General features: G+C 39.3%; 18 protein-coding genes and 1 riboswitch. Of the genes, 1 reads left to right on the plus strand and 17 read right to left on the minus strand.

The genetic code is table 11. The features are described from left to right. Nucleotides 1–52 precede the first annotated feature (52 nt). From CSV60_RS12450 to CSV60_RS12490, 9 genes are all read right to left on the minus strand, one after another. Nucleotides 53–1,270, minus strand: a complete 1,218-nt coding sequence (locus tag CSV60_RS12450) for a polysaccharide biosynthesis protein (protein WP_099637212.1) — start codon at nt 1,268–1,270, stop codon at nt 53–55. 47 nt (nt 1,271–1,317) lie between these two features. Next, on the minus strand, nt 1,318–2,589 hold the full coding sequence (locus CSV60_RS12455) for a glycosyltransferase family 4 protein (protein ID WP_099637213.1): 1,272 nt from the start codon (nt 2,587–2,589) through the stop codon (nt 1,318–1,320). After that, nucleotides 2,582–3,577, minus strand: a complete 996-nt coding sequence (locus CSV60_RS12460; protein WP_099637214.1) for an ATP-grasp domain-containing protein — start codon at nt 3,575–3,577, stop codon at nt 2,582–2,584. The genes CSV60_RS12455 and CSV60_RS12460 overlap by 8 nt, the downstream gene beginning before the upstream one ends. 62 nt (nt 3,578–3,639) lie before the next feature. Beyond that, on the minus strand, nt 3,640–4,815 hold the full coding sequence (locus tag CSV60_RS12465) for a GNAT family N-acetyltransferase (protein ID WP_099637215.1): 1,176 nt from the start codon (nt 4,813–4,815) through the stop codon (nt 3,640–3,642). Nucleotides 4,816–4,818: 3 nt separating this feature from the next. Next, nucleotides 4,819–5,946 (minus strand): DegT/DnrJ/EryC1/StrS family aminotransferase, encoded by a 1,128-nt coding sequence (locus CSV60_RS12470; protein ID WP_099637216.1) that lies wholly within the window; start codon nt 5,944–5,946, stop codon nt 4,819–4,821. Between the two features lie 91 nt (nt 5,947–6,037). Continuing rightward, nucleotides 6,038–7,870, minus strand: a complete 1,833-nt coding sequence (locus tag CSV60_RS12475; RefSeq protein WP_099637217.1) for a polysaccharide biosynthesis protein — start codon at nt 7,868–7,870, stop codon at nt 6,038–6,040. Nucleotides 7,871–7,951: 81 nt separating this feature from the next. Beyond that, the gene (locus CSV60_RS12480; RefSeq protein ID WP_099637218.1) at nt 7,952–8,719 is read right to left on the minus strand and encodes a tyrosine-protein phosphatase; all 768 of its coding nucleotides are present in this window, start codon (nt 8,717–8,719) and stop codon (nt 7,952–7,954) included. A gap of 57 nt (nt 8,720–8,776) precedes the next feature. Then, nucleotides 8,777–9,496, minus strand: a complete 720-nt coding sequence (locus CSV60_RS12485; RefSeq protein ID WP_199175287.1) for a CpsD/CapB family tyrosine-protein kinase — start codon at nt 9,494–9,496, stop codon at nt 8,777–8,779. Continuing rightward, on the minus strand, nt 9,474–10,220 hold the full coding sequence (locus tag CSV60_RS12490; RefSeq protein ID WP_099637219.1) for a YveK family protein: 747 nt from the start codon (nt 10,218–10,220) through the stop codon (nt 9,474–9,476). The genes CSV60_RS12485 and CSV60_RS12490 overlap by 23 nt, the downstream gene beginning before the upstream one ends. A 118-nt stretch (nt 10,221–10,338) precedes the next feature. On the opposite strand from CSV60_RS12490, the gene CSV60_RS12495 reads away from it, so the two are divergent. Beyond that, nucleotides 10,339–10,818 (plus strand): VanZ family protein, encoded by a 480-nt coding sequence (locus tag CSV60_RS12495; RefSeq protein ID WP_099637220.1) that lies wholly within the window; start codon nt 10,339–10,341, stop codon nt 10,816–10,818. A 37-nt stretch (nt 10,819–10,855) separates the two neighbouring features. Here the strand turns inward: CSV60_RS12495 and CSV60_RS12500 are convergent, their stop codons facing one another. From CSV60_RS12500 to CSV60_RS12535, 8 genes are all read right to left on the minus strand, one after another. Further along, nucleotides 10,856–11,728: a hypothetical protein gene (locus CSV60_RS12500; RefSeq protein WP_099637221.1), complete on the minus strand. Its 873-nt coding sequence runs from the start codon at nt 11,726–11,728 to the stop codon at nt 10,856–10,858. Nucleotides 11,729–11,966: 238 nt separating this feature from the next. Next, nucleotides 11,967–13,181: an S-layer homology domain-containing protein gene (locus CSV60_RS12505; protein ID WP_099637222.1), complete on the minus strand. Its 1,215-nt coding sequence runs from the start codon at nt 13,179–13,181 to the stop codon at nt 11,967–11,969. 275 nt (nt 13,182–13,456) lie between these two features. Continuing rightward, nucleotides 13,457–13,747 (minus strand): S-layer homology domain-containing protein, encoded by a 291-nt coding sequence (locus tag CSV60_RS12510; RefSeq protein WP_099637223.1) that lies wholly within the window; start codon nt 13,745–13,747, stop codon nt 13,457–13,459. Between the two features lie 50 nt (nt 13,748–13,797). After that, nucleotides 13,798–13,979, minus strand: a riboswitch (cobalamin riboswitch). A gap of 215 nt (nt 13,980–14,194) precedes the next feature. Continuing rightward, nucleotides 14,195–15,205 carry an S-layer homology domain-containing protein gene (locus CSV60_RS12515; RefSeq protein WP_158233179.1) on the minus strand — a complete coding sequence of 337 codons (1,011 nt, stop codon included), beginning with the start codon at nt 15,203–15,205 and terminating at the stop codon, nt 14,195–14,197. 448 nt (nt 15,206–15,653) lie between these two features. Further along, nucleotides 15,654–19,358: an S-layer homology domain-containing protein gene (locus CSV60_RS12520; protein WP_099637225.1), complete on the minus strand. Its 3,705-nt coding sequence runs from the start codon at nt 19,356–19,358 to the stop codon at nt 15,654–15,656. 859 nt (nt 19,359–20,217) lie between these two features. After that, the gene (locus tag CSV60_RS12525; RefSeq protein ID WP_099637226.1) at nt 20,218–20,928 is read right to left on the minus strand and encodes a WecB/TagA/CpsF family glycosyltransferase; all 711 of its coding nucleotides are present in this window, start codon (nt 20,926–20,928) and stop codon (nt 20,218–20,220) included. After that, nucleotides 20,925–22,217: a nucleotide sugar dehydrogenase gene (locus tag CSV60_RS12530; protein ID WP_099637227.1), complete on the minus strand. Its 1,293-nt coding sequence runs from the start codon at nt 22,215–22,217 to the stop codon at nt 20,925–20,927. Before CSV60_RS12530 ends, CSV60_RS12525 begins: the two co-directional genes overlap by 4 nt. Nucleotides 22,218–22,871: 654 nt before the next feature. Beyond that, the gene (locus CSV60_RS12535) at nt 22,872–24,059 is read right to left on the minus strand and encodes a S41 family peptidase (protein WP_099637228.1); all 1,188 of its coding nucleotides are present in this window, start codon (nt 24,057–24,059) and stop codon (nt 22,872–22,874) included. Nucleotides 24,060–24,121 lie beyond the last annotated feature (62 nt).

Here is a 24,121-nt window from a genome sequence, read left to right on the forward strand (position 1 = left end):
TTTTCCTCAAGTACAGATCTTTTATAGAGACTAAATCTAAATTACATGGATTTTAACTGCCATTAACCCTTAATTTATTAAAATGTGATTTTCTCACTAAACTTCTTATTAAAAGAATAAGTAGAAATAAACTAGATATAACTTTTGCACTTGCTAACCCTAATAAGTTGAATTTAATACACAATATAAAAGATAAACTAATTAGTACTACAGAATAATAAGCAAAATAAATATTGTACTTTTTCACCCCACTAAATCTCATTGTTACAGGCTTCAAAACACTTACTCCTGCCATTATAGCTCCCCCTAAACATACAGGTAAGATTAATTTATCAATTTCTGAGAGATAGTTTGGATATAATATTTTCACCATTACAGGTGTAATGATCAAACTCACAAAAAAGTAAATTAATGTAATAATAAATGTCCCTGTCAGAGAGAAACGACGTAATTTTTCTCTATTATAATTTGAGTTTGACATCTTCCCTAAGATAAAATTTGAGAGTGGGTTTAATATCAATGTTCCTACTCTAGAAGACACTGATACAGCATAAAACAAACTAACACTCGCTGCGCCTAAAAGGGGATAAATGATAAATCTATCACATTGAGATAAAGAGTATGATGATCCATTGTTTAACATGAGATGAAATATATTACTTTTACTTAAAAAACTGTGATCTTTAAAAGTCTTAAAAAAGGACCTTTTAATTAAGTAAATAACAGAATTTAAGCAAGAAAATATTTCTGCAATTAAAAATATGTATAGCCAATTCGTTTGGAAATAAAAAAGAACTGTACCAATTACAATCCCGATAGAATACCAAATGTTTTGTTTAAACAGTTGATTGTGAGAATTTGTTATACGAAATTCAGATATTACAAAGTTTCTCATGCAACCTAGTAATACAATAGTGACAAAAATTATACCATCAATATAATAACCCGAAAATAACATAATAAATATAATATAACTTAGAAGCATTGCGACTACGTTACTTTTATAAAATATTTGTAAATAATAAATATTATAGTATTTTGTATCCAAGAGCCTAGCATTTCCAATACTTGTTCCAAATATCGACACTAATATATTACATATGCCAAAAACCAATATTATTTTTCCGAATTCCTGGATATCATAATGTCTCGATATCATAGGTAATGCTAGTATCTGTTGGGACAAAATTAGTAAAGAAAAAGAGAAAACATTTATTATTAGTTCCTTTATAACTTTTATGTATTTAGCTATTTTCTTTGGGAATTCCAAACCTTTATCCCCCTGATTTTTAATTAAAATATTACAATAAACTTTTTTTAAAATTTAAGCGCATTTATTAATACTTTTTCTAATCGCTCACTTAGTACTTTAAAGTCAAAATCGCTTGCTCCGTCACTTGCATTTTGTCCTAATACATTATAACTCTCACATGAGATTTCTTTCATTTCAAGAATTGCTTTAGCTAAATCTTTACCAGAAGCATCTGATAATTCATATCCACATTGATACTTTTCTATAATTGAATACCCCATTTTGACTGTTGATATGACGGGTTTCCCGGAGGCCATATACTCAAAAAGCTTGTTCGAGCTATTTCCCCTTGACCAATTATATTGAGTTTGGGAATAGTTTAGGATATTAACAGAAGACCTACTTAAAATGTATGGAATATACTTCTTTTCAACATTTCCTTTAAACTTTACATTAGTTAAATTTTTTTGAATAGTCTTGTTCTCAAGACTCGCTTTTTGATTTCCATCGCCATAGATTAAAAATTGAATATCTTTATTTTCTTTCAATAAGGAAGCAGCTTCAATAATTTTATCCACATCGTTTACAGGTCGTATTGAGCCTGCATAAACAACTTTAAATTTATCAGAGTTCAGATCTTCATCCTCAAGAGTTTGTTCAGTCATTAATTTATAAAAGCTGTCTAAATCTACACCATTATTAATGTAATGACACTTCTCCAAGTCAATATCCCCACCACTATCTAGATCCCATTTCTTTTCTTTAATATAATCAGTATCACCTTCCTTGGTAAAAATTAAGGCATCTGCCTTCTTATATATCCAATGTTCACCCGCTATGAGTGCCTTGCCTATAAGACTGCGCTCTTTTAGCTTTTCAAATGCAAATATTGCCTCAGGCCATAAATCCCTTATCTCACAAACACAAGGTATATTTAACTTTTCGGCTATTTTCAGACCTGCTACCATTGTCAATGGATGTACACTTGAAGCCAAAATAATATCAGGTTTCCCATATAATTTTACATAATCGTCAGTTACTTTAAATATATTCAAGTAAAATAAAACCATATTTTTTATTCTATCAATACCGTTTCCAGTTGTCGGTATAGTCTTAACAAAGACATGCGGTATTCCACCTGAACTTATCACTTTATACTTCTTTTTCCTCGGTATCTCTATGACATCATTAGTACTATGTCTAGTATTCGCACAAAATATTACTACCTCATATCCTTTGTTAATTAAGTTTTTTGCAAACCAATAATGACGTCCTCCTTTATTATAAAAACTATTAGTAGCATAGTGATTCATAATCCAAATCTTTTTTTTATGCATTACTATGCCTCCCGCTATTCCACAATAACTTCACCTCATTAAACTTCACCAAATGACTTCCTTCTTTATATTCTTCTATTACATTTCTGTTTATTTCACCTTGTAAATTACTAATAATCATATTTGGTATATTAATTCCACTTTCATATGCATGAGGATAACCTCCACCGAATCTAGGGTTTACCTCAGAAAAATAAAATTTTCCATCTACTTTAAAAATATCAATATCGATAACACCTTTAAGTCCAGCCTTCTTTACAAACCTTTTTATTAAACCAACTAATTTATCATCTTTTATTGAAACTGACTTATCAGTTTCACCAGCCCGCATCTTGATCTTTTCTTTGATAAATATTGCGACTGGCTCTCCTGAAATCATATCAATATAGACATCAGTACCATATTCAATTCCATCCATAAACTTCTGGATCATTAAATTATCGAACTTGCTAAACAATAGTTCAACTTCCTCTTTAGACATAACCTTGCTTATATTAATACTTGCACTGCCCTTTACAGGCTTAACAAACACTGGATAGTTAATAATTCCAGCTTCCACGTCCATATAAAACTGTTCTTTATCAATATAACTTTTTACAGTTTGAAATCCATTTTGCACTAGAAACTCAAACATCTTATACTTATCTAAGCATAGATTGACTACGTCTGGATCAGATACGATAGGTATCGTACCAATACTTATGAATGCTTGTTTGTGTTCTGCGAGAAGACTAAGTTCTGGATCTATCAATGATAAGACCGCTTTAATATTATTCTTTTTGCAAATTGAAAGAATAACATCTAGGTATCCTTCATCTTCCATTCTTGGAACAATAAAATATTTGTCAGCATCATATAAAGCTGGGGCTAAGTCGCTACAGTCGGTAGCAACAACAAGCCCCTTGCCGTCTAGCTCTTTTTTAAAATACTGTACAATTTTATTTCTTGTCCCGCAGCTTAATATTAGTATATTAAAATCGTTATCCATATGTGAGATCCTCCCAAATACAACTTTGTTAAAAACTGATTTTATTAGCTACATTGTTATAATTAAATGAACTTCTCCATTAATACTAAATCCTTATATTCACCTTTAATAAATCGTTCTTCTTTAAATTCGCCTATTTTCTCATAACCTAAAGATTGCCACAAATACGTAGCTGATTCATTATCACATACAACATTTAACTTTATTTTTCTTAGATTTAAATATTCTTTCGCAAATCGCTCTATTAATCTACATGATTCTTTTCCATATCCTTTACCTTTGGTTTGTTTGTTACCGATGTAAAGGCCTATTTCACAGGTACGGTTAATCCAATTAATACTATATAATCCTATCATTCCAAGAGGTGAATTCTCATTGTCACAAATGACAAATCGCTTATTATTACCTGTAGTATCTATTAAAGAGTCCATCCACTTTTCTTGCTGATCTATAGATACCGGCATAAATCCTCCACCTAGATATCGGTATGTTTCTTCATCATTTTTCCATTCATTTAGGAACGTAATATCTTTCTTAAGAATAGGTCTAAGATATACTTTCTCTCCCTTAATCACACTCTCACCACTTTCGTTACTAATCACTAATACCTTACACAGATTTTTTTTGTGTGTATTATCTGTTTTCATATAAATGTTTTCAGTTTTTAAAAGCGTAATTATTGTTTTAAACAAAATCTTAATATCGAACCAAACATTAAATGCATCAATGTATTTATTATCTACAACTATTCGATCATCCCAACTAACTGAGTTTCTAACGGTTACTTGCGCCAACCCTGTTACTCCAGGGCGCACTGTGAATCGTCTTTTAGCCCAATCAGGATAATTTCCAAATCCATCATACGGGAAATAAGTTACTGGAGGTCGAGGCCCTACAAGGCTCATTTGACCAACTATAATATTAAATAATTGTGGAAGTTCATCAAGGCTTGTTGCACGGAGAATTTTACCTACCTTAGTTATTCGATTATCAGTATTACTTTTTACTGTCAAACCATCACCAAGTTTTTCAGCATTAACAACCATCGTTCTAAATTTAATGATTTTAAACACTTTACCATTCTTTCCTAATCGCTCTTGTGTAAAAAACACAGGACCTTTGGAGGTCAACTTAATAGAGAACGCAATAATAAGGAGAATTGGGGAAATAATAATTACACCTATGACGCTTCCTAGAAAATCTATTATACGTTTAATAAATAAATTTAAAGTTTTCATAGTTTATTTCCACAACCCTTTAATAACTTCTACAACTCTCTGCAATTCTTCTTTCGTCATCTTCGTATCCGACGGCAAACAAACACCATTCGCAAACAATTTCTCTGAAACCCCTTCACCCACAAAATCATACTTCTCAAAGTACGGCTGCAAATGCATCGGTTTCCATACTGGACGTGATTCAATATTTTCTTCTTCTAGTGCTTCAAATATATGTTGCGGTCTCACTTTGCCTGTTAAGATCATGGAACTTAACCAGTAGTTTGGCTCACCCCAGTTATTATCCGGCATGAAGTAGACTCCTTCTAAACCTTCTAATTCACGTTTATAAAAGTTGAAGATTTCTCTTTTCTGGTCCACTCGCTGATCCAATACTTTTAACTGTCCTCTGCCGATTCCCGCTGACACATTACTCATTCGGTAGTTGTACCCGAGTTCACTATGTTGATAATGTCTCGCCTGATCTCTTGATTGAGTCGCCCAAAATCTGGACTTTGCGACCTTTTCCACATTATCCGAAACTAGCATACCGCCACCTGAAGTCGTAATGATTTTATTGCCGTTGAATGAAAATGCACCATAATGGCCGATCGTGCCTGTATGTTTACCTTTATAGTATGTACCTAATGATTCTGCTGCATCCTCTATGACACGTACACCGTGTTTGTCGCAAAGTTCCATAATCTTGTCCATATCCGCAGAAAGTCCATATAGATGTACGACGATGACCGCTTTCACTTCCGGATATTGTTCGAATGCTTTTTCTAAAGCTTTCGGGCACATATTCCACGTCTCGTAATCACTATCTATAAAGACTGGTGTCGCATGTTGATAGATGATTGGATTCGCGGTTGCTGAAAACGTTAATGTTGGACAGAAAACAATGTCCCCTTCTCCCACTTCAGCGGCTTTCAATGCTAAGTGAATAGCAGCGGTACCTGAAGACAATGCAGCTGCATCTGTAGAACCGATTTTAGTAGCGAATTCTACTTCAAATTGATTGACGTTCTCTCCAAGCGGGGCAATCCAGTTCGTATTAAATGCTTCTTTTATGTACTCCATCTCGTACCCTTCATCACTCATGTGGGGGGATGCAAGAAATACTTTTTCACGTGTCTTTGTTGACTTCATTTTACTGACTTCCTTCCTTTACTGCATTTCATAAAAGAGTCTGTACCGTGGTTTGTTCATTATGCAATGATAGTGTTGTGTATGTAGAGCCTTATATCACACTGTTAGTCTGTTGTGGCGCCTCCACAAACTTCCGATTCGCCAACCCAACCAGTGTTTCTTTTAACTCTCCATCATCCATACTAGGTAATTTATCGAGTACATACAACTGCTCCGTCTCCGAAATCGGTGTAGCTTTCCCGATATAAATCTTTGGAAACACATGTTCACTCTGTCGTTCGTCTTCATTCAATAATTCTTCGTATAATTTCTCACCAGGACGTATGCCTGAGTAGTTGATTTCGATTTCATCTTCTTCATATCCAGACAGCTTGATCAAGTTCTTTGCTAAATCGACAATCTTGACCGGCTCACCCATATCGAGAACAAACACTTCGCCGCCTTGCGCAAGTGTTCCTGCTTGAATGACTAGGCGTGATGCTTCGGGAATCGTCATGAAGTATCTGGTCATTTCTGGATCAGTAATCGTGACAGGTCCACCTTTAGCAATTTGTTGTTTGAATAACGGCACGACGCTGCCTCGTGAACCTAGGACGTTGCCGAATCGTACAGCGGCGAATTTTGTTTCACTGTCTTTCGCTAAATTTTGCACAATCATTTCAGCAAAGCGCTTCGTCGCCCCCATGATGTTCGGTGGGTTGACTGCTTTGTCTGTCGATACGAGCACGAAGTGTTTTACGCCAAAGAATCTAGCGGCTTCTGCTACGTTTTTTGTACCGAAGATATTATTTTTGACGGCTTCCATCGGGTTGCCTTCCATGAGTGGTACGTGTTTATGTGCGGCTGCATGATAGATGACATCTGGTTTTAGTTCGCTCATTAAGTCAAAGATACGCGTACGATCTTGCACGTCTGCGATCACTGGACAGATTTCTGTTTCAGCTGAAACTTTTTGGCGCAGTTCCATGTCTATAGTATAGATCGAGTTTTCACCATGACCGAGTAGTATCAATTTCTTTGGTCGGAACTCCACTACTTGTCTGCAAATTTCAGAACCAATTGAACCACCAGCTCCTGTAATGAGGATCGTTTTACCGGTCAGCTTCTTTTCGATAGCGTGCATATCGAGCTGTACTTCGTCACGTCCAAGTAGATCTTCTATTTTGACGTCACGCATATCTTTAACGGATACTTTTCCTGTCATCAAGTCTTCGATGCGTGGAATCGTTTGCGTTTTGACGCCTGTCTCGATACAACGTTTCATTAACTCTGTCATTTGCTGTTTTCCCATCGAAGGTATAGCGATGATGATTTTATCTATGTAATGCATATCCACTAATTGCTGGATGTTCTTTGTTCCTCTATAGACACGCATTCCGTAAATATCTAGACCTTGCTTCATTTTGTCGTCATCTACAAAAATGACAGGTTTCATGCCGTATTCTGGGTTACCCAGTACTTGTCTTGCGATCATCGTGCCTGCTTGTCCGGCTCCTAGAATCATCGTGCGTTTCATATCGATGCTTTTATCACGCACTACTACATCTCGTACTAGACGCCAAGACAGACGGGATCCTCCTATTAGCAGAACGTGCAACATCCATGTGATGGCCAATGCGCGGACGTAGACATCCTGTGTGAGCGTGAATTGAACAACGACAACTGCGAGGATGGTGAATGTGACGGCTTTAACAATGGACTTCAGTTCACCGATAGATGCGTACGACCACGCTTTTCGATACAGGCCGTAATACCATGCAAAGAAGTGATGCGCAATTTGTATGGTAATGGCGCTGACTAGCAACATTTTATTGAAGATAATCGAAGTGAATGGATGAAGCATGAAGTACCCGATATAGATCGACAATAAGACGATAATGGAATCGGCTGCAATTAACATGGTCATTCGTTTGCGTACAGTCAAAGGAGCTCCTCCTTTCAAGTTGTGTTTCTATTGCCTATTCACTAGTTACTTTAAAATATCAACCTTTTCAACACTAACAATCTATCCAATTAATTTCCACCATTTTCTAGTAACGGGGGTTTCCGGTTCGTAGATGGTGAGTAATTTATTCTGGATAATTTGTTGATTATTTAACAGCAACATATCCACTGTGTCCATATCCACTTTCTTTCCAAGGACTTCTAATCCTCTATTGAATAAAAATGGACGGTTATCCGTATTATGTGCATCTGAACCGTACGCATGGATCAAGTTCGCTTCTATTAATTGAATAGATAACTTCTGAATATTTTTCCCGAAGTGACCTGCTACACTGCCCGCTGTCACTTGTGCAAGCGCACCGTGACGTACTAGTCGCTCAAGTCGTTCAGGTTTCTCCGCTATCCCTTTATTGCGTTCGGGATGAGCAATAATCGGCACGATGCCTTCTTCTAGTAAAGACTGAATGATTTTAATGGTGTAGGCCGGCACATGTTGAGTAGGTAGCTCCAATAGTAAATAACGAGAGTTTGCTAATGTGACTATTTCTTTGTTCAATAAATTCTCGATAATATGTTCATGTAGCCGGACTTCTTGACCAACTGATAAAGTCAGATCAATGCCAGCCGCCTGAATAATATCCCGTAACATTCGAACTTGGCTTTCTACTTCTGTCACGGGCACGTGGTATTGCGGGCTATAAGCATGCGGTGTAACGACTAGATGTGTAATTCCTTCTGACGCTGCCTCTTCCACCATCCGCATGGTCCCTTCGATTGTGTCCGGGCCATCATCCACTCCGAATAGTAGATGGCTATGTATATCAATCATATATGTCCTCCTAGCACTTTGCTGTATTCAAGAAAAGTGAAAAGGCGCAAGGCCCTTTCACTCGTCGTTTCCATAATACTGATAGTAATAATGATCCTTCTGCAGTATGAAGTTATTTAAGATCGTTCCTAGAATATTTGCTTGAGAAGAGACCAATGCCTCTTTCGCTTTCAGTACACTTTCTTTTTCCGTAGTGCCTGCATTCAGAACTAGAATCGTACCTTCTGCTTTATTGGACAAGATCTGTGCATCTGTTACGGATAAAACCGGTGGCGCATCAAAAATGATCATGTCATACTTTTCTTTCAGTCTATCTATGAGTACGTCCATTGTCTTCGATCCTAATAGTTCCGCGGGATTTGGGGGAATCGGTCCGCTTGTGATGAGATCGAGTCCTTCTGTATCTGTCTGCTGGATAATATCCTCGAGTTCCCATTGACGAGTCAATAAGTTCGATAGGCCTGTCGCATTCATTCGAGAAAATGTATAATGCGTAGTCGGTTTTCGCATATCCGCATCAACCAACAGCACTTTCTTTCCTTCTTGCGCAAAGACTACCGCTGTATTGGCTGATGCTGTAGACTTACCTTCCCCTGGCGTTGCTGATGTGAACAGAATGGACTTCAGATCATGATCCGGCATGGAGAAGTTGATATTCGTCCGTATGGTACGGAATTGCTCGGACACAACCGATTTCGGACTCGTTTCCGTAACTAGTTTACGCGCAACGGATTGTTTAGACTGTTTCTTCTTTTTAAATATGCGCTTTTTTAACATGTGCACTTGACCCTTTCTTTGGCGCATCGGTCACCGTGTTGACTTCCTTATCTGAAATTGGACTGACTAGCCCAAGCACTGGTAAACCGAGCAATTCTTCAATATCTTGTTCTGTTTTCACTGTAGTATCCAAGTATTCTAGTAAAAATGCAATGCCCACTCCGATCATAAGCCCGATGACTGCGGCGATCACTACGTTAAGCTCTTTATTTGGCTTAACTGGTTTCGGATTTTCCGCGTAGAAAGCAGGCGATAAAATATTTACGTTATCCACTTTCATCAAATTGACAATTTCCTTCTGGAACACTTCCGCAGTGGTATTCGCAATATCCACTGCTTTATGCGCTTCCGGATCTTGTACAGTGACATTCACAACTTGCGAATTTTGCTCGCTGTTCACTGTAAGCTGCGCGTTTAGTGCTACCGGTGTTATGTCAAGGTCCAATTGTTCTATCACTTGTGATAAGATGACTGGACTTTTAATAATGACATTATATGTATTGATAAGTTGTAAGTTCGTCTGAATGTCTTGGGAATCAAATGATTGTTGCTCCGTTTTTTGTTGATTGACTAGTATTTGTGTAGAAGCTTGATAGATAGGTGTTAAAAAGAAATAGCTGATGATCGCCGCAAGTACAGCTGCAGCTACTGTCGTTCCTATAATCAAACCTAAACGCTTCTTTAATGTGGAGAATAGTTCCTGTAAACTGATCGTTTCTTCCATAATGTAATATTGCTCCTTTTCGGCAAACTTGCTACTAGTATAGCATATAAGCATAGCGAAAAATATCGAATTTCCACTTAAAAATAGGATTTTTGATTAATTATGCTATAATACGCACATGAGAAAAGTCATAGCTATTATACTTGTTCTATGTATTATCAGTAGTTTACTTGTATCTTCTAGTCAAACGTATGAACAGCAATCCTTGATCCCTACACTACAAAATTTATTACCCACCAAACCTTTTGAATCCGCACTATCGACTTTATCCATCCACTACTGGAACACGACGATTTCCGTAGAAGAACGCGGGTATTATCACTTCGTAGAATTTTTATTACGTAAAAGCGCACATTTTATACTATTCGGTTTGCTTGCGGCTGGAATTTTCTTATCCCTACCATCTCGTTTCCCTAGATTCTTGATTGCAAGCATCCTCACATTACTACTTGCATGCGGGGATGAAACCCATCAATATTTCACAGGAGGACGAACCGCCACCATTCGCGACGTCATACTCGATATGTCCGGAGCGTTGACGTTCTTGCTCTTTTTGCAAATCACCGTCTGGTTGCGTCGCAGAAAAAAGAACGACTAGCTTAAAAGGAATCCTTTTAGACTAGTCGTTTTTCCATTTACCTACCCATCGCTTTACTCAGTATACTATCACGACGCGCCTTCTTTTGTGCTGCGTACTCATCGCGAATGCTTTGTGAATACGATTTATCATATCCATTGGACTGCAAATCTTTTTCAAGCGAGCTAACGACTCCATTAAATACTGCATCCGTCTGCGCCTCTAGACTATTGGCTGCAGACATATATTTATTGTAGAAATAACCATAATCGATACTTTCACCATTCGCTTTTTTCGTACTGTATTCATTCTTCGCACGACTGATTAACGAGTTGATTTTGCCATCGACTTGTCCTTGTAGATCGTTAACGGTTGGTTCATATTTTTGTTTGATCGCCGCTACAGAATCCTTTTTAGCTGGCTGATTGGATCCTGCATTTCCTGATACGGGTTTGCTAACGGCAGGATCTTTTTTACCTGATTGATCACTAGTAGAAGAAGTGGTACCTGTCGTGTTCCCTGCGTTCTCTTTAGCTGGTTGTTTTACACCGTCTACTTGACTGGTAGATGATTGGTTTTTATCAGTAGCAGATGTGCCTCCTCCTGTAGTGCTAGAGGTTGTTATTTTATCACCTGTTGAAATGGATGTTGAACCGCCTGCTGTTTGCTGACTATCTGGGTTTTTACCGCCATTATCAGACTTACTATCCGATGTTTGTTCATTATTCTTCTCGTCGTTTTGTTCTTCGCCGTCAAGAACAAGTTTGCTTCCATTAGGCAATGTAATGTCATATGGATTTTCTATAATTTCATCTACTTCTTCATCAGCAACTTCATACTCTTTGAATTGGAATAGATACAAAATATAGCTACTACCTATAACGATAACTGCTAATGCCGTTAGTAAGAATATCTTAAGTTTTTTATTCATATTACTCTCCTTTGTTCTTTACTTATGTATAGTTTACCAGTTTACCAACTCTTCTGCCTAATATAATATGGAAATTAAAAGTGAGCTACCACTATGAGTCTGAGTTTTCGACTTTTAGTGGTAGCTCTTTCAACTTTGTCAAATCTATTAAATACACATAACCTCATATTATCGATAGTGCGTACATCTTTTCACAAAATACATATAGAAACGGAAATTCTCTCCGCTCAGTTACTGATCAAATTCCAAATACGAATGAATATGTGCTGTTAAAAGGTGTGCCATCGATTGTGCCTACTACGTTCACTGAAACGGTTTTACCTCGTAAAGCACTTAGATTTGTCGTGCTACTAGCGCCTACTTTTGCCAATGCTTTATCAACTACGGTCTCGAAGTCTTGATTATTATCAATGTTTGTTTGGCTAATGACAACACTTTGATTATCAATAACTAAGGATACGGTAACTGAATTGAGTGTGGTATTTGTCTTAAATGCATTGAAAATCGGTTTTGCTACACTTTTAAAATCATTGACTGTAGTCGTTGGTTGTTTAATATCTACAGTAAATGTGTTACCTGACAATGAAACTGCGACAGCATCAGTTGAATTATTGCCTTGTGCTAATGCAGTCCCGATTTTACTATTTAACATTTGGTTACCATCTACCACTACCGGAGGATTTGGCGTTGGATTACCCGGTTGTTCTGTAGGTGGTGTTGTAGGTGGTGTTGTAGGTGGTGTCGTAGGTGGTGTCGGATCCGGTTTTTCTGGTTGCTCAGGCACTTCTGGTTTTTCTACTTTTAACGCTGTTTCTGTACGAACTACGAATGTCGCCATTTGACCTCTTGTCACCAATCCATTAGGTGAGAAAGTAGTCGGTGTGGTACCCGTTGTAATATTAAGTGCTAGTAATGCAGCTACATAACCCGCGTATGCATCTTTTGGTTTCACATCTTTGAAACGATTAGCAGCTAATGGCTCTTCTTTCAAATCAAAACCTAAAGTTAGAATTTTAGCCATTTGAGAGCGTGTCAAATTATTGTTCGGTTTGAATGTTTTAACACCTTTCTCTTCATATCCCTTGATATATCCAGCATTAGCTAATGCTGCGATAGGACCATAATACGGCGTGCCTTTTTTAACATCCTTAAATCCAGGATCTTTCACATTCACTGTGTCCAAGTCTAGTACATGTGCTAGAATCTTAGCGGATTGTGCACGTGTTACAGAAGCATTTGGACGGTATGTACCATCATCGTACCCTTTCACTACACCACGCCCTGCCAATTCCAACACAGGTTTATAGTAGTGCACTGCCGGATTCGTTACATCTTTGAAGCTAATTGCTGCATTTGTTTCTGCTGGAACAGCCGCAACGAATGCCCCAGTTGCTACTGTTGTTGCTAAAGCCGCTTTAAATAATTTGTGTGAAGCCATTGAAGTCTTTTTCAATAAATTTACCCCCCGAGTAATTAGTTAGTTCAAGACTAGTTTACCATATCCCTACATGAATGTATTACCAATTATTATTTTATTTTGATTTAAAGTTAAAGTAAGTTAGAGAAAGAGGCATTAAATAGTTCTGAAGCCTTTTCTTATTAGTTGTTTTTTCTATTTCCGCTAGCTTTATTAATCTTTATATACTGAATAGAATTATGACAGATTAAATACCCCCTTCTCCTATAATGTCAGGTTGAAGGGGGTATTAAGTAACTGTGCTATTTGATTCATTTTACCTCCGAAAATTCTATTATCATTTTCGCTGCATGAGTTCCCGTTGTGGAAATCCCCTGCATATAATGACCATTTTCTCCTGTTGCCATTTCTAAATAATATAACATGCCGATTGCTTTTTGTGATTCCCCGTCGTATTTCTTAATGTCTGGAAACGGCACTTTCGTTTCCCCATTATATTTTGTGCCGTTTTGAATTTCATACGCATGATAAAACATTAAAGCCATTTGAGCACGTGTCACTTTAGCTGCTGGCATGAACTTACCATCTTTCCCTTTGACCAAACCATGATGCTAAGCAGCTTCCATTTCCGCAATCGTTTTATCTGCATAATTTACTGTATTTCTAATTGGCAAGTCTCCTGACTTATGGGTAATCGTTTCTTCCTTCCTAGTTTTCCAACCAGTGGCTATATAGAAGTCGCTTCCCATATACAGTGGCCGAACCGTTCAGGATTCTCACCTGATTCCTTTTCATCTCTGTGATAAACAGAGAACCAATATATTATTATTTAGTTAACACTATCGTTGTTATCAATCTGGCAGTATGCAATAGCACGAAACATTATATTACTTGAATGTACATATAAATTCGACTGTTTCTTTTGATGATGCATGATAGTCAGCGAATTGCATTAAACCAATATCTTTGAATAAAGGCAATAGATTTAGTTAATCATCCTCTATAAAAAGCACCCGCCAAGTTCATATCAACAGGTGCTTGCCATCTATTTACGTAATCGATTCTACTACAAATTCTTCATCATCTTCAATAGGTGACGGGGGAGCTATGTTCACGGTGATGATTAAATCTTTCGCTCTGTTCCCCGCTTCATCTATCGCGCTATACGTAATTGTATAAGTGCCACTGTTAGATGTATTGAGCTCCTTAATAATATTTCCTGCATCATCCGTAATGACAGTCTGAAGCGCAATCTGTTTACCTGAATAGTCAGTTGCCTGAACTACTGGAAGTGTAAATTGCGCCCCATTTTTCACGTGCAACTGCTTCTCGCCTTTGTATTGCCAAACAGGAGATTTATCAGTTGGTTGCTGTGGCTTGTTCTGTTCAGGTTCTACTGGAACAGAAGCTGTTTTATATAAAAAGGATGCGAATTGTCCGCGTGTTGTGGTATTTTTCGGATTAAATGATAAAACAACAGGATTGGTAATATCAAAAAAGTCGAGCACATCAATAAATGGTTGTGCTTCTAATTTCGCCTTCCCCAAATCTTTTACATCTCTTGTAAATGTCTGCTTCGCAACAAATCCTACAAGATCCGTTTTGTGAATGGCATTATACGCACGAACTAGAACAATCGCCATATTTTCACGAGTTATTTCTCCAGACGGATTAAGTGATCCATTAGACTGGCCATTGAAAACGCCCTGATCTTTTACTAACGCTGCATATTTCAGTAGTTCGTCATTAGCGATTTGTTTACTATCAGTGAATCGAGGCTTCGTTCGATAATCTTCTGGAATATCGTACCCCAAAGACACAAGCCATTTGCCCATCATTTTCACTACGTCAGAACGTGTCAATGTTTTATTCGGCTTAAATGTCCCATCCGTATATCCTGTAATGACCTCTTGTTGAACGAGGGCAGTAATAGCGACCTCATGTGAACTATTTTTAGTATCGAGAAATCCTTTAGCACTTGTAGTAATCGGTGCGGCGATTAGAACGATTATAGCCACCAATGCGATGAATAGTTGGTAGTGTTTGGAACGTATGGACATGTTGTTGTTTCCTCCTTTGTAATACCGAATAGGCTTTATGATGTTATTATAGCAGTGATTACTAGCATGTCGGCATTCTTTAAATAGATTACTACTATTGCATATTAGTAGAGCGCGCATTCATGGGAAGATTAACATTGTTCATTTTCTTCTTTCTTTTAAGTAGCAAACGTATAGTTTACTTTGTTGGCTATAGAAGCACAGTTATTACTGTATTATAAGTCAACCGTCCGATTCTTGATTCCGTAGATTCCTTTTTCGGCTCTTCACACAGCCAACAGGTTACAAGTTTCTTTTACGTTTAGTGTATAAGTACAGTAAGGAGCATTCTCAGATTAGAAAAAAACCCCGTAGAGATTTCTCTCTACAGGATCTTGTTTCTTCAGTTACTAGACTATATTATTATCAGAATAATGTATGAATTGTGCAATGCACAGGTATCATTACTTTAGTTTACAGAAATAACTGGCGCACTTGCTCCATCAGTATTAGCATCGTCTAAAGTAATTGTGTTTGTAGATGCTGCAGACGTTGCTGCAAAGCGTGAATCGTTTGCTTTTATAGCATTAACTAAATCTGTAGCAGTGTTAAAAGTTTTGTTAGCAGGAACTGCTGCTCCACTTACAACTTTTGTATAAGTAATATTATTTACTGTAACTTTGTCACCAGTAATTAATGTTGGATATAGAGTGAATTTATACTGACCAGCTTGAGCAGGTATTCCTGTGACGCCATTATCTAAAGTTGTTGATGTTGGCGTGATTACAGCACCCGTAAGTGAATCTGTACCCGCTGCAGCAATAACAATATCCTTCAAATCAATTGACTTACCATTAAATGTAACTACGCCAGCTACACCTAATGTGTCTAATGCTGTGTCAATAGCAGATGAGTTTGTTGGAGATGTGTTTGGTAATAATACACTTACAACACCTGCATTATAAGTAACTGATAATGTATTTGCAGGGTTTTGTGCAAAGTTAAATTTCAAACCATTGAAATCAGCAGCTGAATTGGCAGCTAGAACGGAAATATCTAAAGTTGTTCCGTCAATAGTAACAGTTGGCGCTACTGCATTTACACCCGTTACAAGTTCAGTATTTGGAGTCACTGTATTTAATTTACTCACTTTCTGACCTGCTTTAACAGGTAGTGCAGTTACTAAAGCATTTCCTGAACCATCAGTGAAACCGATTTGATCAGCATTTGTTGTAATTGTTTCTGCGGTTGCAGTTGCTTCTGTTACTGCAGAAGTTAAAGTATACTTAACTGTCTTTCCAGATACAGTCGGTGAACCAGCTAACGTAAATCCTCCAGAAATATTAAAATCAGAAGTTGCTAGAGTACTAGCGTCTACATCTTTATCAAATGTAAATGTAATTGTATCTACTAGACCTGCTGCATCTGCTACTTCATCAGTAACCGTTGCCGAAACTAACTTACCTTCAGCAGCGCTTGGTGCAGATGTAATAGTTTCTATTTCAAGTGTATACGTGTTATCAGCATTCTTAGTAGCTGTAACTTTTACAATATCGCCTGCTGACAAAGCAGAATTCACTTTAGATTCAAAAGCAGCTTCATCTATAACAACGCCATTCTCATTCTTGAATGATGCAGTAGAGTAAGTGATTGCGTCATATCCAACAAATTTCAACTTATTGTCAACTGTGTTGATATTATCTACTTGACCTGTATAAACTGCAGGTACCTGAGATCCTTTTGTGAATGCAATTGAAGCTGTCTTGTTCGGTAGGCTCACTTGTGAAGCAGAAGCGTTCACAGTTACGTTAGATGCAACGTTAGCTGAATCTACAATTAGTACAGCCTTACCAGCTATTGCGTTAACTTTTACAGTTTCAGTTGTACCAGCTTTAACTGTCTTCGGAGCTAATCCGTTACCTGAAACAATTACATTTGCAAAGTTTGCAGTTACTTCATAAGAAACTTCGTAAGCACCAGTTCCTTTGTAGTAATCGAAACCGTTTTGGTCTACCGAATTATAGTTAAAGTATGCTTTTTGTGTGCTTGGAAGTGTTGTAACTTCTTTGTTATCATCATTAACAACTTTCAATTCTGCATTGTTAAATACTGCATTAACGAAGTAAGTCATTTCGCCAACTGTTTGTAAATCAGCTTTATCCAATCCAAATTCTTTACCGTTTTCTAGGTATACTGTTGGTGCTGCAAACGCATCACGATCACCCACGATAGTGAAAGTCGCTTCGCCTTTGTTGTCAGTTACTTCAATTTCATAACGAGCTGCTTTATTAGCAGTTACAAGGCTGTTGTTAGCGCCTTTAATGTATGCTAATTTATCAGTGCTATAGTTACCTTCTTCAAAAGTAACATATGCTTTTGTTCCAGCTGGAGCAATTTTACCGTCTTTATCAGTAACAGTTACAGTGTACTTACGTCCACCTTCACCGATACCGTCAGCATTCCGTGCAGCTGCATTTTGAACACCTTCAGCTTTAACAGTTAAACCTAATGTGTGGTTCAATTCGAATTTAACAGTCGGTGCTACAGCTTGTAGTTCGTCTGCATTCCACTTGCCACGATCAGCGCTGTTAGTCCACTTGTCAACAAATACAACTGGTGTAACTGAAGCATTATTACCTGTAACTGTGAATGTAGCTTCGCCTTTTGCGTCAACTTTCACACGTACCTCTTGTACGCCACCTGTTGTAACTTGTGAAGGATATAGTGCGTTTGTAGATACACCAGTATCGATTACACTTGCACCACGGACTAATTTATCAGGAGATACATCAACGTTTTCAGCAAATGCTACGTTCACATAATTATATGCTGCCGCTCCAGTACCTTCTGTATTCCAAGTATCTGTTTTAATTTTATATACTTTTTTAGATCCGTTTGCTAACACGTTACCAATAGTTTCTTCAGTAACAGTGATGCTTGAATCCCAGTAAACTTTCGCAGATGAACGAACATTTGGAGCTCCCGTAGGATAAGCCGTTACAGTATCAGTAGTACCTGCATAACGTGTATATGAGTAAGTTGCAATACCATCAGCATTAGTAACTGCTTCGCCTGCCATTTGTGGATTCAATGTAGTATCTGTTCCAGCGCTTACGTTGAAAGTTACAGGGACGCCTGCTTCTTTAACGCCGATGTCAGCAGAAAGAATTACTTGTTGTCCAACTTTACCTTGTAAAGACTTTTGAGTAAGGCTGATTTTTTCAGGAACTACTGCAGAAACACCAGTGAATGAACCAATTGCTTTGTCATTCAAAGTAACTGTGTACTTTTCTCCGCCTTTTTGAACAGCAGTTGTTAATACAACAGTTTTGTCGTCAGTTTGTTTTACAGCAGCGTTAGCTACAGTCAAACCATCGATTGAGAAGTTTAGGGAGTTGATGTTTTCAACTTTGTCCTTCATTGTTACTTCTACTGTAGTAGCGTTGATGCCTTTAACTGAAGCAACTCCAGGAGCTACAACTCCGCCACCAATTTGACCGAAGTCTACTAGAGTAGTCTTGTAAAGGAATGAAGCGAATTGTCCACGAGTTGTTGTTGATTTAGGGTTGAATTCTGGTGCAGCTGGGTTTGTGATGTCGAAGAAGTCTAGAACGTCGATAGCAGGACGAGCTTCAGCTTTCGCTTTACCTAGATCTGTAACGTCTTTCTTGAAATCTTGGTCTTTCACGTAAGATGTTAGGTCAACGTCATGTACGCGGTCGAATGCACGAACAAGAACGATTGCCATGTTTTCACGAGTGATGTCGCCTGCTGGATCAAGTGAACCGTCTGGTTTACCAACGAATACTCCGTTGTCATAAACTAGTGCAGACATTTGTAGAAGCTCATCGTTAGATGTAGTCTTCAAGTCTGAGAAACGTGGTTTAGTTTTGTAGTCTGTAGGCACTTTATAACCTTCAGATACTAACCATTTACCCATCAATTTTACTACGTCAGAACGAGTAAGTGTTTTGTTAGGTTTGAATGTTCCGTCTTCATAACCTGAAATTACACCTGCATTAGAAAGAGCGTCGATTGCCTCTTTGTGTGAGTTGTTGTCTTTTACATCCGTGAAAGTTGCAGCCATTGCTACTGGTGCTACTGCTGATGCTACTAGTGCAGCTGAAGCAGCCCCTACTACAAACTTACGGTATTTCGTTGGTTGGTTAGCCATTAAATAATTTCCTCCTCGTAATATCTCTTGTTTTTGCCAGTTACTACCTATGTATGAAAGTAGTAGGCATTACAACTTAAAGTATAGATAAGAAAGTGCTAAAAGTCAATTGAATCTTGGATAATATACTAGTCTAATAGCACGGTGCGACAAAATATTTATGTCCCGTCTACTATTGTATCGAAAGAATAGTAAAATACAAGTATTTTCCAAAGCGTTTTAAAAAGAGAGTATCTTGGGCATGCAAGGGATTTTTGCCAAACAAAAAGGCTTGAACAGATGGGAACTGTTCAAGCCTTTTTGTTTGCGGTCAACCAACCGTAACGCTTTGCACGTACTGTGCTATATACTAAAGAGAAAATTACCCTTACAACTTCGTATTCTACCACCTAATCTACTAGATTACAAGATAGTAACTAACTAGTAGAAAATTTCTTAATTAACTTTTGTTAGTAGGTTAAAGTTATTAGTAGATTTGCTTTGGAATAGTAGAGAGAGAGGTTTGAGGTTTAGGATGGAAGCTCCAGCGGGGGAAGCGCTCTTGAACGCCTTAACTGGTGCTTCTAACCTATGTTGAGAGTGGAGGTACATGAACCACTTACTGCAGATAGTGTGTTATTTATTGTGATCTTCGGGCTTGGTTACGTTCAAGTTCAAATTCTAGTACAATACTAATCCTAAATTCAATGAAGATCGATAAGTATCACCCACTCACGTTGCAAGGGATTGGCGCGTAGGAGGGGCGACTCCCAGAGGATCAGCTCGACAGGTGAAACAACCAAAAGGGAGCTTGCGACCTGGTTGGCTCACCGCGAGCCCTCAGGAAAGCGTCCCCTCCGAAGCGCCAATCCCCAACCCCTTACTTCTTCCGATACACCTCCACCAAAAACTTCGGCAAATTCATTTGACGCTTAATCCGGCTCGGTTCAAGCAATAATCGATACAACCATTCCGCCCCTGCCTTTTGGAACACTGCCGGGGCTCGTTTGATATTGCCCGCCAGTACGTCGAATGATCCGCCTACTCCTTGAAACAACATCGGATGTAGCTGATCGCGGTGTTGTTCAATCCACTGCTCTTGCTTCGGTGAACCCATCGCCACAAATAATATATCCGGTTTTGCTTGATTAATCGTGTCGAGCACGACTTGTACGTCTTTTTCATAGCCGTGCTGGACGCCAGCGATTTGAATGTTCGGATGCATGACTTGCAATCTCGCCGCGGCTTCTTGCGCCACGCCAGGTTTCGCGCCATAGAGGAAAATGCGCTTTCCGCGTGTAGCGGCTTCCTGTACGACGCGATCCATCATGTCGATTCCAGTAACACGGGAACGAATCTGACCTTTTTTCAGCTTGGATGCCAATATGACACCGATGCCATCCGGGATTTGGAATTCCGCACGATTTAGCAATGCCTTCAGTTCTGGATCTTCTTTAGCTTTCATGAGCTTTTCCGGATTGATCGCGACGATGAGTGATTTCTTTCCTTCTTCGATATTCTCAAAGATTTTTGGAATGAGATCATCATAGTTCTCGGTATTGACGGAGACGCCTAGTATTTCTTCTTTCATTTGTATAGTTGCCCCTCTTTTTTGCCATCTCCTAATTTGAAGAAGCGATATTCCGCTTCTTCCCATGCATCTGCCGGGAGAGCGTTCTTCGTATCCAAGATAATCGGTCTTGGCTGTTTCGTCTGCAAGTCTGCCGGATTCAGTTGTTTGAATTGGTCATGGTCCGTAGTTAATAGAAGAAGATCCGCTGTGCCGATTGCTTCTTCAAGCGTTGCCACTTGCGTCGAATGCTGTAATTCTTTGATATGTGGATCGAATGAAACGACGTCTAGACCTAAGTCTTGCAACGAATCAATTACTTTCGTTGACGGGCTTTCGCGCATGTCGTCGACGTTCCCTTTAAATGCCAAACCTAGAACCGCTACTTTACCGTTTTCGATATTATATTCCTGAAGCAAACGCTGTACGCGTTTCGCTGTATACATCGGCATGCCATCGTTTGTTAGACGTGCTTTTTTGATAATATCTGCTTTTTCAGGTGCCAACTCCACTAAGAACCATGGATCGACTGCGATACAGTGACCACCGACGCCTGGACCTGGCGTATGGATATTGACACGTGGATGGAAGTTTGCAAACTTGATTGCTTCCCAAATGTCCACGTCGATACCTTCCGCAATTTTTGCGAGTTCATTGGCAAAGGCAATATTGACATCACGGTACGTATTTTCCATTACTTTAACCAATTCCGCTGTTGTAGCGTCTGTTAAGTGGATCGTTCCTTTGACGAACACTTCATAAAGCTCTTTTGTCATTTCAGCTGATTTCGCATTGATACCGCCAACGATGCGGTCGTTTTGTACTAGCTCTTCGAAGATCTTACCTGGAATCACGCGTTCCGGTGAGTGAGAGACGAATAGTTCTTCTCCGATAATCAGATCCGTTTTACGTAATTCAGGCAACATAACGTTCTCGACAGTCTTTGGTGGAACTGTTGATTCCAAAATCACCAGTGCGCCTTTCTTGACGAACGGCACAATCGATGCGGTCGCCGCACGGATGAATTCCAAGTTCGCTGTATTGTCCGGATTGATCGGTGACGGGACTGCGATGATATAGACTTCCGCTTCTACTGGTGTAGTAGAGGCTTGGAAATGTCCATCGTCTACCGCCTTCTCCAAACGCTCTTGTAAACCGTTTTCTTCTATATGTAATTGTTTATTGTTGATCAGTTGAACGACGTGTTCATTACGGTCGACGCCGTGTACTTGCAAGCCGCTGTTTGCGAACATCACGGCAGTTGGAAGACCGATATAACCTAGGCCTACTACGCATAATTTCTTTTCCATAGTGTATAATACCTTCGCTTTCTTGTTTTAGGTTGTGGTTGGTAAAAGTTTGGCTGGACTTTGGGTTGGGGTTGGGATCTGCACTCTAGGCGGACGCTTTCCCGAGGGCGTGGCTTGAGCTTCCTCGTGCGCTTCGCTTCTGCGGGATCTCAAGGCGCACGCTGATCCTCCGGGAGTCGCCGCCTGCCGTTCCGATCCTAATTAATGGTGTGGTGGCACAAAGCTACCACTTTTATCTTTATGTTGAGATCGTAAGTTTCAGACTTTAGAATTCAAGAGCCCAACATATTTAAATTCAAAGAGAAAGGATGAATCTCTTCATCCTTTGTTCTATATAGATAGATTATATAATAATTAGTACTTTTGTTTTGGCACTTCCGCACAATCTCCAGAAAGAAACACAGTGGATCGTAAGCGGAAGGCGGCGAGTGCAAAGATGTGCTCCTAACGCTGCGCTTTTACTCGCAAAAGCCGTTCTTCGTAACGGCTCTTCCCGATGGATCAGCGAAAGCCTTGAGACCCTGGACGAAGCGAAGCGTAGGAAGCGGCTCAAGCCGAGCCCATGGGAAAGCGTCCGCCTGCAGCGTCGATCCACGTTGCCCCCACCCCTACTCCATCTATACAGTATACCAACTTCTCTTCCTCATCACCAATTTATTTAGCTCGTACCAGCGCCCGTGCTTGCACAGTAAAAGGCGTATACGTCCCTTTCACCACACTCAACCCGTTAGCCCCTGCTATGCCCGGGTGAACAATGAGCATATACTCCGCTCCAAGCGCCATAGGTTTCGCTGGCTGAATCGTCATCGTTTTATCATTACTAGCCTTTTTAGCCGTTTGTATAGAGACGCTTCCAAACTTCACAAGTTCCATCTTATTGAAATCTTTCGCTGGCCCAAAGTTCATTTTCTGCGTGAACTCGACGTTGAACACTTTTGACTGCGCTACGCCTGTTGGTCCTTTGGTAAACTGGTAGCCTCGCGCGGCCAAGTCAGACGTGACAAGGCGTTTGTGCATGCCTGCGTGCTCCGTGCCTGATTTCATTTTAATATTCGGCTCGACGCCTATATGTTGCACCGGTGTTCCTTTAGGTCCTGTATAGTGACCCGTCGTGAGTTTCAGTGCGCCGCCGTTTTCTAATTCAAATAACGACTGAACGCTACCTTTTCCTTTTGTCGTCTCCCCTACTATGTTCGCCGCGCTTTGGTCTTTGAGGCTGACTGCCACAATTTCAGAAGCGGAAGCCGAGTATCGGTTGACCAGTACGTACGTGTCTACCGGGAATTGATTTTTCGCTGGGACGACTTTGCCTGCCTGTGTCCCCATGCGCGTTTGCAGTTTATACGCTTCTTTTACTCTCGGGAAGAAGCCTAGTAATTGTTCGGCGCTGTCTACGTAGCCACCACCGTTAAAACGTAAATCAAGAATCAATCTCTTCGCTCCCGCCGCTTTCAAACGTGACCAATGAGCATTGACGTCTTCTTGTAAATGCGCAGAGAATGCCTTGATTTTCAAATATCCGACATTTCCGTACATCATATTCGAACTCACATTGTCCGGATTGTGCGGCGCCGCAAGAGTAGCGACTTGTGCCGGTGCTTTAGCGCTTGCGTATTGATTGAGATAGTCACTATATTCAGCGGGCGTCATGTACACCGAGTATTCATCGAGCTGACGTACGACTTCTGTAACGTTTCTCGCATTATGAAGATTCGTAGGCTTCTCGCCATAATAGTACAATTCAACAATTTCTTTCACTTCGTCAAGAGTCGCGGCTTCGGTGGCGGGTGTTAAGCAGAGCCAAGCGAAAACAGCTACTACTGCAATAAGGGTTTGTTTCATTGCGCTTCCTCCTTTATTCGGTGGGGTTGGTAAAAGTATGTATGTTTCCACTATACCCTATA

Source organism: Sporosarcina sp. P7 (genome assembly GCF_002743425.1).
Lineage (GTDB): Bacteria > Bacillota > Bacilli > Bacillales_A > Planococcaceae > Sporosarcina.

Coding starts and splice junctions, on each gene's coding strand:
- CSV60_RS12455 (WP_099637213.1), bottom strand. CDS start 2,589: ATGCATAAAAAAAAGATTTGGATTATGAATCACTATGCTACTAATAGT.
- CSV60_RS12460 (WP_099637214.1), bottom strand. CDS start 3,577: ATGGATAACGATTTTAATATACTAATATTAAGCTGCGGGACAAGAAAT.
- CSV60_RS12465 (WP_099637215.1), bottom strand. CDS start 4,815: ATGAAAACTTTAAATTTATTTATTAAACGTATAATAGATTTTCTAGGA.
- CSV60_RS12470 (WP_099637216.1), bottom strand. CDS start 5,946: ATGAAGTCAACAAAGACACGTGAAAAAGTATTTCTTGCATCCCCCCAC.
- CSV60_RS12480 (WP_099637218.1), bottom strand. CDS start 8,719: ATGATTGATATACATAGCCATCTACTATTCGGAGTGGATGATGGCCCG.
- CSV60_RS12485 (WP_199175287.1), bottom strand. CDS start 9,496: ATGTTAAAAAAGCGCATATTTAAAAAGAAGAAACAGTCTAAACAATCC.
- CSV60_RS12490 (WP_099637219.1), bottom strand. CDS start 10,220: ATGGAAGAAACGATCAGTTTACAGGAACTATTCTCCACATTAAAGAAG.
- CSV60_RS12495 (WP_099637220.1), top strand. CDS start 10,339: ATGAGAAAAGTCATAGCTATTATACTTGTTCTATGTATTATCAGTAGT.
- CSV60_RS12500 (WP_099637221.1), bottom strand. CDS start 11,728: ATGAATAAAAAACTTAAGATATTCTTACTAACGGCATTAGCAGTTATC.
- CSV60_RS12515 (WP_158233179.1), bottom strand. CDS start 15,205: ATGTCCATACGTTCCAAACACTACCAACTATTCATCGCATTGGTGGCT.
- CSV60_RS12520 (WP_099637225.1), bottom strand. CDS start 19,358: ATGGCTAACCAACCAACGAAATACCGTAAGTTTGTAGTAGGGGCTGCT.
- CSV60_RS12525 (WP_099637226.1), bottom strand. CDS start 20,928: ATGAAAGAAGAAATACTAGGCGTCTCCGTCAATACCGAGAACTATGAT.
- CSV60_RS12530 (WP_099637227.1), bottom strand. CDS start 22,217: ATGGAAAAGAAATTATGCGTAGTAGGCCTAGGTTATATCGGTCTTCCA.
- CSV60_RS12535 (WP_099637228.1), bottom strand. CDS start 24,059: ATGAAACAAACCCTTATTGCAGTAGTAGCTGTTTTCGCTTGGCTCTGC.